Origin of the sequence: Hymenobacter glacialis (assembly GCF_001816165.1) — a bacterium.
GTDB classification, from domain to species: domain Bacteria; phylum Bacteroidota; class Bacteroidia; order Cytophagales; family Hymenobacteraceae; genus Hymenobacter; species Hymenobacter glacialis.
On record NZ_MDZC01000090.1, the window covers coordinates 57883 to 73891 of the forward strand.

Genomic DNA, 16009 nt, shown 5'->3' on the forward strand with positions numbered 1-16009 from the left:
GGCCTACTCCACCACGAGGCGGCAGGTTGCGGCCTTGCCACCGGCGCTTACCTGCACAGCGTACAGCCCGGCGCGTAAGCCGGTCAGGTTTAACTCCAGTCGGCGTTCTGACGCGGGCAGCGCTACGGTTTGGGTATGCACCGCGCGTCCCAGAGCGTCGAGCACGGTGAGCGTGGCCTTGGCAGCCCCAGCAATGGGCGGCAGCTGCACCGTGACGCTCGTGTGCGAGGGATTAGGGAATACCGCCAAGCCATCGGGCAATGCCGAAGACAAAGCGCTTAGACCGGTAATTGTGCTAATGCTGGCCAAATAAGCAACATTGGCCGTAGAGGAAAGCCCCGAGATGCTTTGGCTACCGAAGCTAGCCGGCGGGTTAACGGCGCCCGTCACGTAGAGGGTGGTAGTGCTCAGGGCCACGCTGGTGGCTATATCGGCAAATGCCCCGCCGGCCTGCTGCGCCCAAACGAAGGTGCCCGCCGAACCCGCATCGGTGAGCTTGGTTACAAAAATGTCGGGGTTGACGCCATTGAAACCTACGTTGGTTAAAGCAGTGTTGCCGAAACTGGCAATATCGCTGTTGAACCGGCCCACTAAGTACACACTCGGGCCACTCAGTACCATGTCAGTGACAAAGTCGTCGCTTTCGCCCCCCGCCTGGCGGGCCCAGGTAAAGGTGGCGCTGGTGCCGGCGTCCGTCATTTTCGTCACAAATGCATCGGTGGCAATGCTGCCCGCAGGCGTAGCATTGGTTAAGGCAATGCTGCCAAAGCTGGCTGTGCTTTCAAACGTTCCGGCCACGTACACATTTGGCCCACTTACTTCCACCGCCACGGCGCGGTCGTTTCGCACCCCACCGGCCTGCTGGGCCCACACGAAGCTTGCGGTGGCGCCGGCATCAGCAAGTTTGGCCACAACTACGTCGCTTAGTCCGGCAGTGGTCAAGGTGACGCCGCCAAACGCTGTGGTCGCGCTGTTGGAACTACCAGCTACGTATACGTTCGCCCCGCTCACGGCTACCGCTTGGGAATAGTCGTCGCCGGGGCCGCCAGCCTGCTGAGTCCAGGCAAAGTCAGCGCTCGCGCCCTTGTCAGTCAGTTTGGCCACGTATAGGTCCTGCCCCCCGGCACTACTCAGACGCGCAGTGCCAAAATTGGCCTGCGGCCCTGAAAAATCACCGGTTGTGTACACGCTGTTTCCGATTACAGCTACTGCCTGGGCGTCATCGTCGGTGGCCCCGCCTACCGCCTTGGCCCATTCAAAGTTTGCAGCAGTGCCCCCATCGGCGAGCTTAGCCACGAATCCATCACTTCCGCCGATACTGGTCAGGCTGATATTGCCAAAGCTGGCGGCGTTCCTGAACGAACCCACCAAATACACGGCATTCACTCCCACGGCCACCCCCCGCACCAAAAAGCTACCGCCCCCACCAAAGCGCTGCGCCCAGGCAAACCCGGTGGCGCTATTCCACCTGGCTACAAAGCCGTCTATTTCGTTGCTGGCACCACTGGTTAAAGCAATGCTGCCAAACTGAACCGTGCCGCGAAAAGCCCCGGTGATGTACACATTACCAGCAGCATCGGTTGCAACCGCTCTGGCAGTGGAAAAGCTGCCACTAGCTTGATTGGCACTCACCACTGTTTGCCAGACCGGCGCTTGCCCGCGAGCAGTTGGCCCCATGGCCAGGACCAATAATAATGCGGCAAATTGCCAGCCACGCACCCAAGTGCACATCGTTTTCATCCAAAAAGGGCTTTCCAGCCACGGTACCCGTTTATTTCGGGCTCGGTAAATATACTCTGCCGGCCTGCTCTATCTGGCCCCACCAACAAAAACGCCCCGACCACTTGGCCGGGGCGTTTCCACGTTTATGTCTGGTGTCGTTCGTTAGTCCACCAGCACCGCGCGGCCGCTTTCCACGTCCTGCTCCACGGACTTGTACTTCACGTCGCGTTTCACGGTGCCGTCCATGTACTGCACGTTCACTTTTTCGTTGCGGTTGGCCACTTTCTGGCTGCGTACGGGCACCTGCTTCTCAGCCACCTGGGGCGACTGATAGTCGGGACCCATGTCTTCGGGGCCAGCGCCCAGGCTGTCGAGGTTGCTTTCGTGCTCCACGGTGAGCTGCGGGGCGGGCTCCTCGTCTTCGAGGTAGTAATCCTGCTCCTCGTTGGTGCCCACCATGCTCTGCTGCACCGGCACGTCGGCGTGGAACAGGAACGAAGTTGTTTCCTCGTTCACCTTGCCAATCATGCGCTTGAACAGCTCGAACGATTCGAACTTGTACACCAGCAGCGGGTCCTTTTGCTCGTACACGGCGTTTTGCACCACCTGCTTCAGGTCGTCCATCTGGCGCAGGTGCTGGGTCCAGGCCGTGTCAATCACGCTCAGCACCACCACCTTCTCCATCTGGCGCAGAATGTCGTGGCCGCCGGTGGCCTGGGCACGCTTCAGGTTGGCAATGGCCTGCACCTGCTTCTTGCCATCGGTGAAGGGCACGGCGATGTTCTCGTAGGGCGAGCCGTTGTTCAGCAGGTCGTTCACCAGCGGCAGGGAATTGCTGGCAATGTGCTCGTTCTTGCTCTGGAAGTAGCCCAGGGCTTCTTCGTACAGCTTTTGGGTGAGCGCGGGCAGCTGCAGACTGGTCAAGTCCTGCGCCGTGAGGTAGGTGTCGTAGCCGAACACCCTGATGACGGCCAGCTTGAAATCCTCGAAGTCGCCCGTGATTTTGTGACCGGCGGCAATGTCCTCGCTCACGTCGTAAATCATGTTGAGGATGTCCACCTCCATGCGGTCGCCGTGCAGGGCGTTGCGGCGGCGCTTGTACACCACTTCGCGCTGGGCGTTCATCACGTCGTCATACTCCAGCAGGCGCTTACGGGTGCCAAAGTTGTTTTCCTCCACCTTCTTCTGAGCGCGCTCAATGGAGTTGGTAATCATGGAGTGTTGAATGACTTCGCCCTCTTCCATGCCCATGCGGTCCATCAGCTTGGCTATGCGGTCGGAGCCGAACAGACGCATCAGGTTGTCCTCGAGGCTCACGAAGAACTGCGAGGTGCCGGGGTCGCCCTGGCGGCCGGCACGGCCCCGCAGCTGGCGGTCTACCCGGCGGCTTTCGTGGCGCTCCGTGCCGATGATGGCCAGGCCACCCGACTCTTTCGACGTTTCGCGCAGCTTGATGTCGGTACCACGGCCGGCCATGTTGGTGGCAATGGTTACGGTGCCAGGGAAACCGGCACCGGCCACAATCTCGGCCTCGCGCTGGTTCTGCTTGGCGTTCAATACCTGGTGCTGGATGCCACGCAGCTTAAGCATGCGCGACATCAGCTCCGAGATTTCCACGCTGGTGGTGCCCACCAGCACGGGGCGGCCGGCTTCCACCAGCTTCTGGATTTCCAAAGCCACGGCGTTGTATTTCTCACGCACTGTTTTGTACACCTGGTCGTCGGAGTCTTTGCGCGAAATCACCCGGTTGGTGGGAATCACCACCACGTCGAGCTTGTAGATTTCCCAGAACTCGCCGGCTTCGGTTTCGGCCGTGCCGGTCATGCCGCACAGCTTGTGGTACATGCGGAAGTAGTTCTGCAGCGTGACGGTGGCGTAGGTCTGGGTGGCGTCTTCCACACGCACGTTTTCCTTGGCTTCAATGGCCTGGTGCAGTCCGTCGGAGTAGCGGCGGCCTTCCATGACGCGGCCGGTCTGCTCGTCCACAATTTTCACCTTGCCGTCGTCGCTTAGGATGTACTGGTCATCCTTCTCAAACAGCGTGTAGGCTTTCAGCAACTGGTTCACGGTGTGCACCCGCTCGCTTTTCTCGTTGTAGTCGCTCATCAGCTTTTCCTTCTGATGCAGCTTCTCTTCGGCCGAAAGTGCGGTTTGTTTCTCGATGTCGGCCACGGCCATCCCGATATCGGGCATGATGAACAGCTGCGGGTCTTCGCCCTGAGCCGTAATCAAGTCAATGCCTTTCTCGGTCAGCTCAATCTGGTTGTTCTTCTCGTCAATGGTGAAGAAGAGCGTTTCATCAGCCTTGGGCATCTGGCGCGAGTTATCGGCCAGGTAATGGCTTTCCGTAGCCAGCAGCACAGCGCGGATGCCGGGCTCCGACAGGTACTTGATGAGTGGCTTGCTCTTGGGCAGGCCGCGGTGAGCGCGGAACAGCATCAGGCCGCCCTCGCCGTTCTTATCGCCGGGCTCGGCGCCGGTTTTGCCGGCTGCAATCTGCTTGCGGGCCTCCACGAGGTAGGCTTGCACCACCTTTTTCTGCTCGTCCACGATGCGCTGAATGCGCGGCTTGAGCTGGTAGAATTCGTGCACGTCGCCGCGGGGCACCGGGCCGGAGATGATGAGCGGCGTCCGCGCATCGTCAATCAGCACGGAGTCCACTTCGTCGACCATGGCAAAGTGGTGCTTGCGCTGCACCAACTCTTCGGGGTCGCGCGCCATGTTGTCGCGCAGGTAATCGAAGCCAAATTCGTTGTTGGTGCCGTAGGTGATGTCGGCCTGGTAGGCGGCGCGGCGTTCCGGCGTGTTGGGCTGGTGCTTGTCGATGCAGTCCACGGTGATGCCGTGGAACTCGAACAGCGGCGCGTTCCATTCGGAGTCACGCTTGGCCAGGTAGTCGTTCACGGTCACCAAGTGGACGCCGCGCTTCGACAAAGCGTTCAGGAACGATGGCAACGTCGAAACCAAGGTTTTGCCTTCGCCCGTGGCCATTTCGGCAATTTTGCCCTGGTGCAATACCACGCCGCCAATGAGCTGCACGTCGTAGTGTACCATGTCCCAAACGATTTCAGCGCCAGCGGCCAGCCATTTGTTCGACCACGTGGCTTGGTCGCCCTGAATCACGCAGTTGGCGTGCGTGGTGGCGTACTCCCGGTCGTGGTCGTTGGCCGTCACCACCAACTGGCCGTTTTCCTTGTAGCGGCGGGCAGTGTCCTTCACAATGGCGAAGGCCACCGGCAACACCTCCAGCAGCACAGCTTCGAGGTCTTTGTTGCGCTGCTTTTCCAGCACGTCAATCTGCTCGAAAAACACCTCCTTCTGAGCTACATCGAGCTGGGGCTGGTTGTCAATTTGCGCATGCAAACCGCCAATCTGCTCATCAATGCCAGCCAGACGCTCGGCAATGCGCACCCGGACACTTTGGGTCTGCTCGCGCAGCTGGTCGTCGGTCAGGCCGGCCAGTTTGGCATATTCGGCATTAATGAGCGCCACGTAGGGCACGATTTCCTTTAAATCGCGCTCCGACTTGGAGCCAAATATTTTGGCGACGGTCTTGCCTAGGAAGTCTAACATCAGGTGATTTTTATAGCGAAAGGCGCTGGCGCGCCCCTCAAATTTACGGAGCGTTCCGCTAAAACCGTCCCAAAACAAAAAGCCCCGCCAAATTGGCGGAGCTTAGTTGGACGTCGTGCAAAGCAGGGCGAAGCGACTTTACCATGCAACTAACTCAATTGAAGGAGATAGTATCGATGCAACGGTGCTTCGCTTCGCTCTGCACGACGTTCTGCATTTATCGTTTAGGCAACAGATAACTACTCCTGCTTGGGCGAGCGGCTCACCAGCTTGTCAACCAGCGCCGTGCTGCCCGAGATAGTGGGCAGCACCGGCTTGGCGGCCTTCTCCTTCTCAGTCAATCTCTTATAAAGCGTGAGGGCCTGGGCTACCACCTGGTCCATGTTATAGTACTTGTAGGTGGCCAGGCGACCCACAAAATGCACGTTGGGCGTCTCGTCGGCCAGCTTCTTGTACTTGTTGTACAGCTCGGCATTCTCCTGCATCGGAATGGGGTAGTACGGGTCGCCCTCGGCCTGCGGGTACTCGTATACGATGGCCGTTTTGGGGTGCTCCTGGCCGGTGAGGGCCTTAAACTCGGTGATGCGCGTGTAGAGGTTGTCGTTGGGGTAGTTCACCACGGGCGCGGCCAGGTGTTTTTCCTTGCTCAGCGTCTCGTGCTTGAACTCCAGCGAGCGGTAGGGCAGCTTGCCAAATTTGAAGTCGAAATACTCGTCCACGGGGCCGGTGAAAATCATTTCCTTGAAGGGGATAAAGTCCATTACCTCGTGGTAATCGGTGTTGAGCATCACCTTGATGTTGGGGTGGTCGAGCATTTTCTCGAACATCCGGGTGTAGCCGTGCAGGGGCATGGCCTGGTAGGTGTCAGTGAAGTAGCGGTCGTCGCGGTTGGTGCGGGTGGGCACGCGGCTGGTCACCGACTTGTCGAGCTGCGAGGGGTCGAGGCCCCACTGCTTGTTGGTGTAATTCTTAAAGAACTTGTTGTAAAGTTCGCGGCCTACTTTGCTCACCACCACGTCCTCCGAAGTTTTCACGACGTCCACTTTCTCGGCCACCGACTCAAAAAACTGCTCCACCTCAAAGCTGGTCAGGCTCAGGCCGTAGAGCTGGTTGATGGTGTCAAGATTGATGGGCATGGGCACCATCTGGCCGTCTACCGAGGCCAGTACGCGGTGCTCGTAGGGGCGCCAGTCGGTGAAGTGGCCGAGGTAGTCGAATACGTCCTTGGAATTAGTGTGGAAGATGTGCGGGCCGTACTTGTGCACCAGGATGCCGTCCTCGTTGTAATGGTCGTAGGCATTGCCCGCAATGTGGCTGCGCTTGTCAATAATGAGCACCTTCTTGTTGCTGCGGGTAGCCAGCCGCTCGGCCAGCACGCTGCCGGCAAAACCGGCCCCGACGATGAGGTAATCGAACATAGTATGTGGAAGTATGGAAATGTAGAAGGACTTATTAACTGCGTAGGACTAGCGGGGCGCAGGCGCCACCGGGGTCGTTATTTCAGATACCTTGCTGGCCATCGTGGTGCCCGCGGCGGTGGCCGCATCGGGCGCCTTGGCAGCCAGGCGCTGCTGCATCAGGTTCACCATGTCCTGCCAGGTTTGGTCCCAGGAAATGGTGGCCAGGTAATCGTCGGTGCGCTGGCGCCAGTCGGCGTCGGTGCGCTGGGTGAGCGCCGTGGCAATGGCCTTGCCAAAATCGGCGGCATTGTCGGCAATGTGCACCAGCTTCAAATCGCCGTAGGGGCGCACCACATCACGAATTGGGGTGCTTACCACGGGGTTGCCAGCGGCCAGGTATTCGGGGGTTTTAGTCGGCGAAATGAACTTGGTGCTTTCGTTATCGGCAAATAGCAATGTTGCTACATCCCAACCCTTTAAATAGGCCGGTAGTTCCTTGTAATCTTTGCCCCCGAGGTAATGCACGTTGGCGGTGCGGGGCAAGGTGGCCGGGTCAATCTTAACCACTGGCCCGATGATGACAAATTGCCACCCCGGATGGTTTTGAGACAGCTCACGTAGCAGCTCAATGTCCAGCCGCTCATCCACCACCCCAAAGAAGCCAATGCGCGGGTACGCAATGCCGGCCTGGTCGGCGGGCTCGGGCAGGGGGCCACGGGCCTGGCCGAAGTGGGCCTTGTCGATGCTGCTGGGGAAGGCGTGGGCATCGGGGTGCTGCTCGCGCTTGGCTTCGTAGAGCGTGTGGCCCCCGGTAAATACGAGGTCGGCCTTCTGGAACAACTCCTGCTCGCGCTTCTTCAGCTCGGGCGGGGCAAATTTGAAGTTGGCCAGCTCGTCCATGCAGTCGTACACGGTGAGCAGGGGATGGAAATGCCGCGACTTGCCCAGGGCCATGGGCGTGTAGTACCAAAAAGCGTACTTCGTGACGCTTTGCTCGGCAAAAAAATGGCTGAGCACCTCAAACTGGGCTTGGTCGCTGGCATCTTCGTCGTTGCGGAAGCGCTGGGGCAGGTGCACCACCACCACTTTCACGCCGTTGTCGCGGTCCTTTACTTCAACGTGCGGCTCAACCTCGTCGTCGTTGTGGTAGAAAGCATCTTCAACGTAAAACACCCGGCCGTGCTGGGCAAACCGCGACAGCAAATGCTGTGGCCGCTGCCACACGAAGTCCCAATGCAAGTGCGCAAAGCAAACAAGGTCCGGTAGGGTGTAGGCAGGGGTTTCGGTAGCTGATGCGCTGGGCTGGACAGCGTTGGCGGAGGCACGCAGGGGTGCTTCCGCCGTCGAAGATGGGGGCATGAAAAACAACAAGAAGGTAAGGTTTCGCGCCGCGCCGACACAACAAGCGGGATACACAGCCGGGGCGCTTGCCATCCTATACGCACCCTCTCAACCGAAGGATATAGTTCAGCTTATCCTGCCAATTGCCTCCTAACACCCGCGTTCGTCCTGTTGCTATAAAAGTAAATTATTGTAATAAAGCGCAATTACGTTAGAGCAGGCACTGCCACTCCACGGCATCTTGCCAGCCGCCGGGCGTGCGCAACCACTGCTGCCGGGTGCCTACCCGCCGGAATCCTGCCGCTCGAAACAGCCTCATACTGGGCTGGTTATCCACTCCCACGGTGGCATAGAGCTGGTGCAACCGGAGTGCCTGCCGGGCGTGTTCTCTTATGAGCGCCAGGGCCTGGCGCGCGTAGCCGTGGCGTCGCTCGGTGGCCAGTACGGTGATGCCAATTCCGGCGCGCTGGTGCAGCGGGTCGTATTCAAAGAGGTCGACCACGCCCACGGGCACGCCGCCAATTTCAGTAGTAACCACAAGCCGCAGTTGCCGCACTACGTAGAAATCGGCGGTGGCGTGCGCCAAGTATTCCCGCAAGGCGTGGCGCGACACCGGCGCCATGGTATCCGACACGCCCCAGATGTCCGGGTCGTTTTCCAGGGCGTAAAGAAATTCGAGGTCTTCGGGTTCGAGCGCGCGCAGGTGCATGGGGTAAAGGTATCGGGAAGCGAGTTTAGGTGCAGCCGACTGCGGTGCTACACCTGATTCCGTGTAGCCTGCATGCTTCGTTTCTGCTCTTCCAATAATCATTACAAAACTCACAGCCTCGAGAATACATTGTACACAATTAAACATTACGCAACCATTATCGGTATACTTTATAGAAATCACATGATGCATCCCCCTACCTCTTCTGCTAAGAACTCGCTCCTGAAGCTGGAAAACCAGTTGTGCTTCCCGTTCTATGCCGTGTCGCGGCTGCTCACCAAGGCTTATCAGCCCATGTTGCAGGCCCTCGACCTCACTTATCCGCAATACCTCGTGTTCCTGCTGCTTTGGGAGCACCAGCAGCTCACGGTGAAGGAACTGGGCGAAAAACTGCTGCTCGACTCGGGAACGCTCACGCCGTTGCTCAAGCGCATGGAGCAGCGGCAGTGGCTGAACCGCCGCCGCGATCCACGCGACGAGCGTTCGGTTATCATCGAGCTGCTGCCGGCCGGCCGGAGCCTGGAGGCCCAGGCCTGCGCCATTCCCCAGCATATGCTTGAGAGAGTGCACATGTCAGACGAAGCAATTGCGGCACTGCGCCTTCACCTCACCCACTTACTTACCCAGCTGACTTAAGTGTCGGCTTATTTTTCAAGTTAGCATCTTAACCACTCTGATGAAAATCGAAAAAATCTTCACTGCCCAGGCTTTAGCCAAAGGCGGCCGTGATGGCCATGTTACTTCCAACGACAACGTACTCGCTCTGGCCCTGAGCACGCCCAAGGAGATGGGCGGTCCCGGCAAAGCCGGCGCTACCAACCCCGAGCAGCTGTTTGGCGCTGGCTATGCCGCCTGCTTCGAAGGAGCCTTGGGCGTAGCGGCCCGCCAGGCCAAAGTTCGTTTGACCAATGTGACTGTGGAAGCCCTCATCGGCTTCGGTCAGGCGGAAGACGGCGGCTACGGCATCTCGGCCGATTTGCACGTAAACCTGCCCGGCATTGAGCAGCAGCAGGCCGAGGAACTGGTGGAAGCCGCCCACGGTATCTGCCCCTACTCGCGCGCTACCAAAGGCAACATCGAGGTGAGCCTTACCACCACGACCAACGCCTAAAACGCGGCGGGCTTTCGAGTCAGCCACCTTGGAATAGCCGTGCCGTGACCACGGTGGCACGGCTATTTTTTATTTCTGAACGCAACATTCCCTCCTATGAAAACGCAGGCCATTTTGCTCGCCAGCCGCCCCCAAGGCACGCCTACACCCGAGCAATTTCAGTTCGAGACCCGCGAAACACCCGCCCTCACTACCGGCCAGGTTCTGCTGAAAACGCGCTACGTGTCCGTAGACCCCTACATGCGGGGCCGGATGAGCGCCGCGAAATCGTACGTGGCCCCGTTTGAGGTAGGCCAGCCCATTGCGGGCGGCGTAGTGGCCGAGGTGATTGAAAGCCAGAGCGACAGCCTGCCCGTGGGCAGCACCGTGGTGGGCAACCTGGCCTGGCAGGAGTTCAATGTAGCCGATGCCCAGACCCTAAATTCCGTGCCCGTGGACAAAGCGCCCGCCAGCTACTTCCTGGGCTTGTTGGGCATGCCCGGCCTCACGGCCTATTTTGGCCTGCTCGACATCTGCCAACCCAAAGCCGGCGAAACGGTATTGGTGTCTGGTGCGGCCGGGGCCGTGGGCTTGATTGTGGGCCAGCTGGCCAAAATTAAGGGCTGCCGCGTGGTTGGCACGGCGGGCACCGACGAGAAAGTATCCCACCTCAAAGCCCTGGGTTTTGACGAAGCCATCAACTACAAAACCACGCCCGACATTGCGAAAGCCCTGGCCGCCGCCGCTCCCAACGGCGTGGATTGCTATTTCGACAACGTGGGCGGCGCCATTACCGACGCCGTATACGACCTGCTGAACAAGCACGCCCGCATCGCCCTCTGCGGCCAGATTTCGACTTACAACGCCACTGAAACGCCCACCGGCCCCCGCCCCGAAGGCAAGCTCCTTAAAACAAGCACCAAGCTGCAGGGCTTCATCGTGAGCGACTACCTGAGCCGCTGGCCCGAGGGCATAGCCAAGCTCACGGAGTGGTACGCCGCCGGCCAGCTGAAAGGCGAGGAGACCGTCACCGAAGGCTTCGACCATATTCCGGCTGCTTTCCTGGGCCTGTTTAAGGGTGATAACACGGGCAAGGCCGTGGTGAAAGTGGCTTAAGGGCACATCCCATACAACGCCATGTGTAGCAAATCGGGCCACTGCTGGCCAAGCGCGCCGAGACTTTTTACCAACTGCTGGACTAATTCCGGCATCACTTTTTTCTACAACCACTAAAACCAAAGCACCATGAAAATTGCAATGATTTTGACCTCGCACGATGAACTCGGCAACACCGGCCAAAAAACCGGTTTTTGGCTCGAAGAATTCGCCGCGCCTTACTACACCTTCATCGATGCCGGCGCCGATGTTACGCTTGCCTCTCCCAAAGGCGGCCAGCCGCCCCTCGACCCCAAAAGCGACGACCCCAGCGCCCAGACCGAGGCTACCAAGCGTTTCAAAGCCGACACTTCCGCCCAGAAAGCCCTGGCCAGCACGGTGAAGCTCGACACCATTAAAGCGGAAGATTTTGATGCCGTGTTCTACCCCGGCGGCCACGGCCCCCTGTGGGATTTGGCCGAAGACAAGAAGTCCATCGCCTTTATCGAAGCTATGTACAACGCTGGCAAGCCGGTAGCTGCCGTGTGCCACGCCCCCGGCGTGCTGCGCCATGTAAAAGCCGCCAACGGCGAGCCGCTGGTAAAAGGCAAGTCGGTAGCTGGCTTCACCAACACCGAAGAAGAGGCGGTGCAGCTGACCAACATAGTGCCCTTTCTGGTAGAAGACATGCTGAAAGAAAAGGGTGGCAACTACTCGAAAGGCGCCGACTGGCAGTCCTACGTGGTATCGGCCGGCAACCTGATTACGGGCCAGAACCCCGCCTCCTCGGAAGAAGCCGCTGAGAAACTGCTGGCGATGCTGAAGAAGTAGGGCTTTTTGCCTTTCAGATAGAGCCCAGCCGGACGGTCAGCTATTTCGTTGACTTTCTGGGCAGCCTTATCACAAAAGAGCCTGGCGCGATGCGCCAGGCTCTTTTGCTTCCAAAGAATATGCCCGGAGTACCTCCGGCATCTTTCTATTGGCGGCTTGTGCCAGGCCAAAGGCTATAGCTCGCCGCCGAAGACGCGCGTGGCGGGTCCACTCAGCCACACGTTTTCGAAGCCGCCATCGGGTTGCTGCTCAAAAGCAACCTCTAACTCGCCGCCCATGGTTTGCAACCGCACGGGCGAAACGGCCCCGCGCTGCGAGGCGGCCAGGGCCACGGCCGTCACGCCCGTGCCGCAGCTTAGGGTTTCGCCCTCCACGCCGCGCTCGTAGGTGCGCACGGGCCACGGCTGGCGGGGGTCGGCGGGCACTTCCACGAAGTTTACGTTGGTGCCGGCGGGGCCATAGGCTTGGTGGTAGCGAATGGCCTGGCCAGCAACAAAGATGTTGAGTTCAGCCAGCGACGGCAACTCTGCGGGGCTGAGGAACTGTACGTGGTGGGGCGAACCGGTGTGCAGAAATACATCGCCCTCCCCTACCGCCGCGCGCCGGGGCACGGCCACGTCCTGCATTTTGAGGCGCACGGTGCCGTCGGCTTCAATTTGCGCATCGTGCGGGCCGTCCACGGCCAGGAAGTGGGCCGTGTCTTCCACAATGCCCAGGTATTTGGCGAACGCCACCAGGCAGCGCCCCCCGTTGCCGCACATGGAACTGGGGTGGCCGTCGGCGTTGAAATATACCATTTCGAAGTCGTAGCCACTCAGTTCCCGCAACAGCATCAGCCCATCGGCCCCAATGCCGAAGCGGCGGTGGCAGAGGTGGGCAATGCGGGCGTGGTCGGTTTCGTCGAACTGCATGGCGCGGTCGTCGATGATAACGAAGTCATTGCCGGTGCCTTGGTATTTGTGGAAAGTCATCGCGGGGCTAAACTACTGGCATTATACTTCCCGCCGGTCGGCGGAGCAGCCCGACGGAAGCAGGCGCAAAGGTCGGTAAGTTTGAGCTGTTGCCCTACCTATGCTCACGCTGGTAGCTGGCGGTGCGGTATTTCATGCGCTGCTCCGAGCTTTTGCGCTTGGGAGCAATGTTACCGCGCAGGTATTTTTCGATGACCAGCGCGGCGACGGGCGCGGCGGCGGTGGCCCCGAAACCCGCGTTCTCCAAGTACACGGCTATCGCAATTTTGGGGTTTTGAGCCGGGGCAAATCCCACGAAGGTGGCGTGGTCGTCGCCTTCGTCGTTTTGCACGGTGCCAGTTTTGCCGGCTATGGTAATGCCCACATCGGCCAGGCTGGAGGACTCGGCCGTGCCCCCGCGCTGCATCACGGCTATCATGCCGGGCACCAGGGCTTCCAAATTAATACTGTCGATGAGGGTGTAGCGCTTTTTGGTGAAGCGGGGCAATGGCCCATCGGTGCCCACACTACGCACAAAATGCGGCGTGTAGTACCAGCCGCGGTTGGCGATAATGGCCATCATGTTGGCCATTTGCAGGCCCGTGAGGTTTACTTCGCCCTGCCCCACGCTCAGCGAGTAAATGGAGCGATACTTCCAGTTGCGGGTGCGCCGGGCCTTGTCGTAGTACGCCGGCGTGGGCAGAAAGCCGGCCTGCTCGCGGGGCAAATCCACGCCCAGCAGCGAGTCGAGGCCGAATGAGCGGGCGTAGCGCCGCCAGGTGGCTAGGTTGGCGTGGCGGGCGGCCACGGTATCGGCCACCAGGTTGTCGGGCACGTGGTCGATGAGGTTGCGCATCACCTGGTAGAAATAGGGGTTGCAGCTGTACTGCAGGGCTATAGTCAGGTTGCTGGGCCGGGGGTGGTGGTGCACGCAATTGATGAGCGACTGGTCGCACCGGAAACCGGTAGTAGGCTGAATGGCACCCACCTGCAGCGCAATGGCCGCATTCACCAGCTTAAATACCGAGCCGGGCGGGTTGGCCAGGGTGGCGGGGCGGTTGAGCAGGGGCATGTCTTCGTTTTCCAGCAGCTGCCGGCGCGTACCGGCGCGGTCGGGCGCAGTGAGCGCGCCGGGCGCGAAAGTGGGGGCCGACACCGCGCAGAGCACCTCGCCGGTGCGCGGGTCCAGGGCAACGAGGTAGCCCTTGCGGCCGCCCAGCAGGCTTTCGGCATAAGCCTGCAGCTTGGTGTCGAGGCTCAGGTGCAGGTCCTGTCCTTGCTGAAACGCGGTGTCGGCAGCCCAGCTGCCGCGCTCCTGGCCCATGGAGTCAAGGAGCGGATGCCGGATGCCGCGGCGGCCGTTGAGCAGGCCATTGTAGTAGCTCTCGACGCCGCCGTTGCGCAGGCGGTAGAACCGGCCCCGGCGGTAGCGCTGGGCCGAGCTCAGGAAAGCCTGCGCCTGGTCGGGGGCATAGCCAAGCACGGGCGCACCCGTGCTGGTGGTGTAAGTGCGCATGGTTTGCTGCGTGAGCTTAAGCATGGGCCACTCCTTCTGGCGCTTGCGTATTTTCTCGGCTTCAACGTTGGTTAGCAGCAGCTTCACGCCTGCTTTGGGGCGGGCGCCTTCGTAGGGCAGAGCCGCAGCAATGCGGTCCCGGAGGGCACTCTCGCGCCAGCCCAACAGGCGGTTGAGCCCGGCCGAGTCCAGCGGCGGGCGCACCGGCAGGGTGAGCAGGTACACCGACCGGGTGGCGACCAGCACGGAGTCGTTGCGGTCGAGCACGCGGCCCCGCCGGGGTGCTTCTGAAAGGTCGCGGCGCGGGGTTAGGGGCCCCAGGGAAGAATCCGCCACCAACACCTCGGGCTGCTGGGCCGGCGATGAACAAGCCGTCAGCATTAGCACGCAGGCAAAAAGATAGGTTTTCCAGGGGGCAAGAACCATTAACATCTGCTAAAGCTAGGCGGTAACTGCACGGGTAGCTGATGCTTTTCGATAAACGAGGCCAGCGGCCCTGCAGATGAGGCGTAATTGCCACGTACCATCTTTTGGATGGTTGTACAGGTAGCGGCGCAATATCTTGCGCCGCTACCCCTCGTATTCAATTTTCGCACCGGACTCAGTAGCCGCTGCACCTGACCACAACGGCGGCAATGACAGCCACGGCGAGCAGCGAACCCAGTCGCAGGGCCAGGAACACCCAAGCCGGTAATTCAGGGTCTTTTTGAATTTTGAACATCTGTTTTTCACGCGGAACCAACAACTAATCAGAAGCTGGTTGCAGCCCTATACGGCCCCAAACCCTAAAAGGCTCCGTCTGAGCTACCGCCCAATTAGCTGGCCCTGCCGGGCACGGGCACGGCCCCTACCTTTGCGCATTCTATGTACGATTTCCTCACCACCTCGCCCTGGCCCGATTACGAGCTCATCGACTGCGGCAACTTTCAGAAGCTGGAACGCTTTGGCAAATACGTGCTGGCCCGGCCCGAGCCCCAGGCCATCTGGGACCCGCACCTGCCCCTGAAGGAATGGGAAAAGGCCGATGCCGCCTTCGCCCGCGCCCCCGGCAGCACCGAAAAGGGCCAGTGGCGCCTCAAGCCCGACATGCCCGAGCAGTGGGTGATTGGCTACGAGCGGCCCGACGGCCTGAAGCTGAAGTTCCGGCTGGGTTTGTCGTCGTTCAAGCACGTGGGGCTGTTTCCGGAGCAGGACCCCAACTGGCAGTTCATCTACAACCAGACGCGCCTGCGTCGGGCTAAATTGCCGCGAGTGCTCAACCTGTTTGCTTACACGGGCGCGGCCACGCTGGCTGCCCGCGCCGCCGGTGCCGACGTTACGCACCTGGATTCGGTGAAGCAGGTCAACTTCTGGGCTCGCGACAACATGGAGGCCAGCCAGCTCGACGGCGTGCGCTGGCTGGTGGAAGACGCCATGAAGTACGTGCGGCGCGAAGTGAAGCGCGGCAGCAAGTACCAGGGCCTCATCCTCGACCCGCCCGCTTACGGCCGTGGTCCCAACGGCGAAAAGTGGCAGCTCGAAGACGAGCTGAATGAGCTGCTCAAGCTCAGCCAGCAGCTGCTGGACCCGGAAGACCATTTTTTCGTTGTGAACTTGTACTCCCTGGGCTTCTCGGCCCTGATTCTGGACAACCTGACCACGGCCATCTTCCCGGGCCCGAAAGCCGTGCGGGAGTTGGGTGAGATTTACCTGCACGATGCGGGCCAGCGCAAGCTGCCGCTGGGCACCTTCTGCCGGTTTGCTAACTAATTTTTTCTGTTATCCTCAGCTTGCGAAGGACTT

The 16009-nt window shown here is 60.1% G+C and carries 12 protein-coding genes; 5 read left to right on the forward strand and 7 right to left on the reverse strand.

Going from position 1 to position 16009, the window contains the following annotated elements; translation table 11 throughout:
- Positions 1 to 3: 3 nt before the first annotated feature.
- The 5 genes from BEN48_RS13980 to BEN48_RS14000 all read right to left on the reverse strand — a co-directional run bounded on the left by BEN48_RS13980 (position 4) and on the right by BEN48_RS14000 (position 8745).
- The gene (locus BEN48_RS13980) at positions 4 to 1677 is read right to left on the reverse strand and encodes a T9SS type A sorting domain-containing protein (RefSeq protein ID WP_158010200.1); all 1674 of its coding nucleotides are present in this window, start codon (positions 1675 to 1677) and stop codon (positions 4 to 6) included.
- Positions 1678 to 1884: 207 nt separating this feature from the next.
- On the reverse strand, positions 1885 to 5295 hold the full coding sequence (gene secA, locus BEN48_RS13985; protein ID WP_070735629.1) for a preprotein translocase subunit SecA: 3411 nt from the start codon (positions 5293 to 5295) through the stop codon (positions 1885 to 1887).
- 239 nt (positions 5296 to 5534) lie between these two features.
- Positions 5535 to 6713 (reverse strand): UDP-galactopyranose mutase, encoded by a 1179-nt coding sequence (gene glf / locus BEN48_RS19445; protein WP_070735544.1) that lies wholly within the window; start codon positions 6711 to 6713, stop codon positions 5535 to 5537.
- Between the two features lie 48 nt (positions 6714 to 6761).
- Positions 6762 to 8054 (reverse strand): glycosyltransferase family 1 protein, encoded by a 1293-nt coding sequence (locus BEN48_RS19450; protein ID WP_083321075.1) that lies wholly within the window; start codon positions 8052 to 8054, stop codon positions 6762 to 6764.
- Positions 8055 to 8247: 193 nt separating this feature from the next.
- Entirely contained in the window at positions 8248 to 8745 is a 498-nt protein-coding gene (locus BEN48_RS14000; RefSeq protein ID WP_070735545.1) for a GNAT family N-acetyltransferase, read from the reverse strand.
- Positions 8746 to 8928: 183 nt separating this feature from the next.
- Between BEN48_RS14000 and BEN48_RS14005 the strand changes: the two genes are divergently transcribed.
- The 4 genes from BEN48_RS14005 (at position 8929) to BEN48_RS14020 (ending at position 11761) form a co-directional block, all read left to right on the forward strand.
- On the forward strand, positions 8929 to 9381 hold the full coding sequence (locus BEN48_RS14005; RefSeq protein WP_241502280.1) for a MarR family winged helix-turn-helix transcriptional regulator: 453 nt from the start codon (positions 8929 to 8931) through the stop codon (positions 9379 to 9381).
- A 40-nt stretch (positions 9382 to 9421) separates the two neighbouring features.
- Positions 9422 to 9856: an organic hydroperoxide resistance protein gene (locus BEN48_RS14010; protein ID WP_070735546.1), complete on the forward strand. Its 435-nt coding sequence runs from the start codon at positions 9422 to 9424 to the stop codon at positions 9854 to 9856.
- 96 nt (positions 9857 to 9952) lie between these two features.
- Complete coding sequence (locus tag BEN48_RS14015; protein WP_070735547.1) at positions 9953 to 10951, forward strand: NADP-dependent oxidoreductase; 999 nt, start codon at positions 9953 to 9955, stop codon at positions 10949 to 10951.
- A 129-nt stretch (positions 10952 to 11080) separates the two neighbouring features.
- Positions 11081 to 11761, forward strand: coding sequence for a type 1 glutamine amidotransferase domain-containing protein (locus BEN48_RS14020; protein ID WP_070735548.1), 681 nt, complete (start codon positions 11081 to 11083; stop codon positions 11759 to 11761).
- A gap of 173 nt (positions 11762 to 11934) precedes the next feature.
- On the opposite strand, the gene dapF is transcribed toward BEN48_RS14020, so the two are convergent.
- Both dapF and BEN48_RS14030 read right to left on the reverse strand, forming a co-directional pair.
- Entirely contained in the window at positions 11935 to 12732 is a 798-nt protein-coding gene (gene dapF / locus BEN48_RS14025; protein WP_070735549.1) for a diaminopimelate epimerase, read from the reverse strand.
- Positions 12733 to 12826: 94 nt separating this feature from the next.
- Positions 12827 to 14653 (reverse strand): peptidoglycan D,D-transpeptidase FtsI family protein, encoded by a 1827-nt coding sequence (locus tag BEN48_RS14030; RefSeq protein WP_070735550.1) that lies wholly within the window; start codon positions 14651 to 14653, stop codon positions 12827 to 12829.
- A 438-nt stretch (positions 14654 to 15091) separates the two neighbouring features.
- On the opposite strand from BEN48_RS14030, the gene BEN48_RS14035 reads away from it, so the two are divergent.
- Positions 15092 to 15976, forward strand: coding sequence for a class I SAM-dependent methyltransferase (locus tag BEN48_RS14035; RefSeq protein ID WP_070735551.1), 885 nt, complete (start codon positions 15092 to 15094; stop codon positions 15974 to 15976).
- Positions 15977 to 16009: the final 33 nt, after the last annotated feature.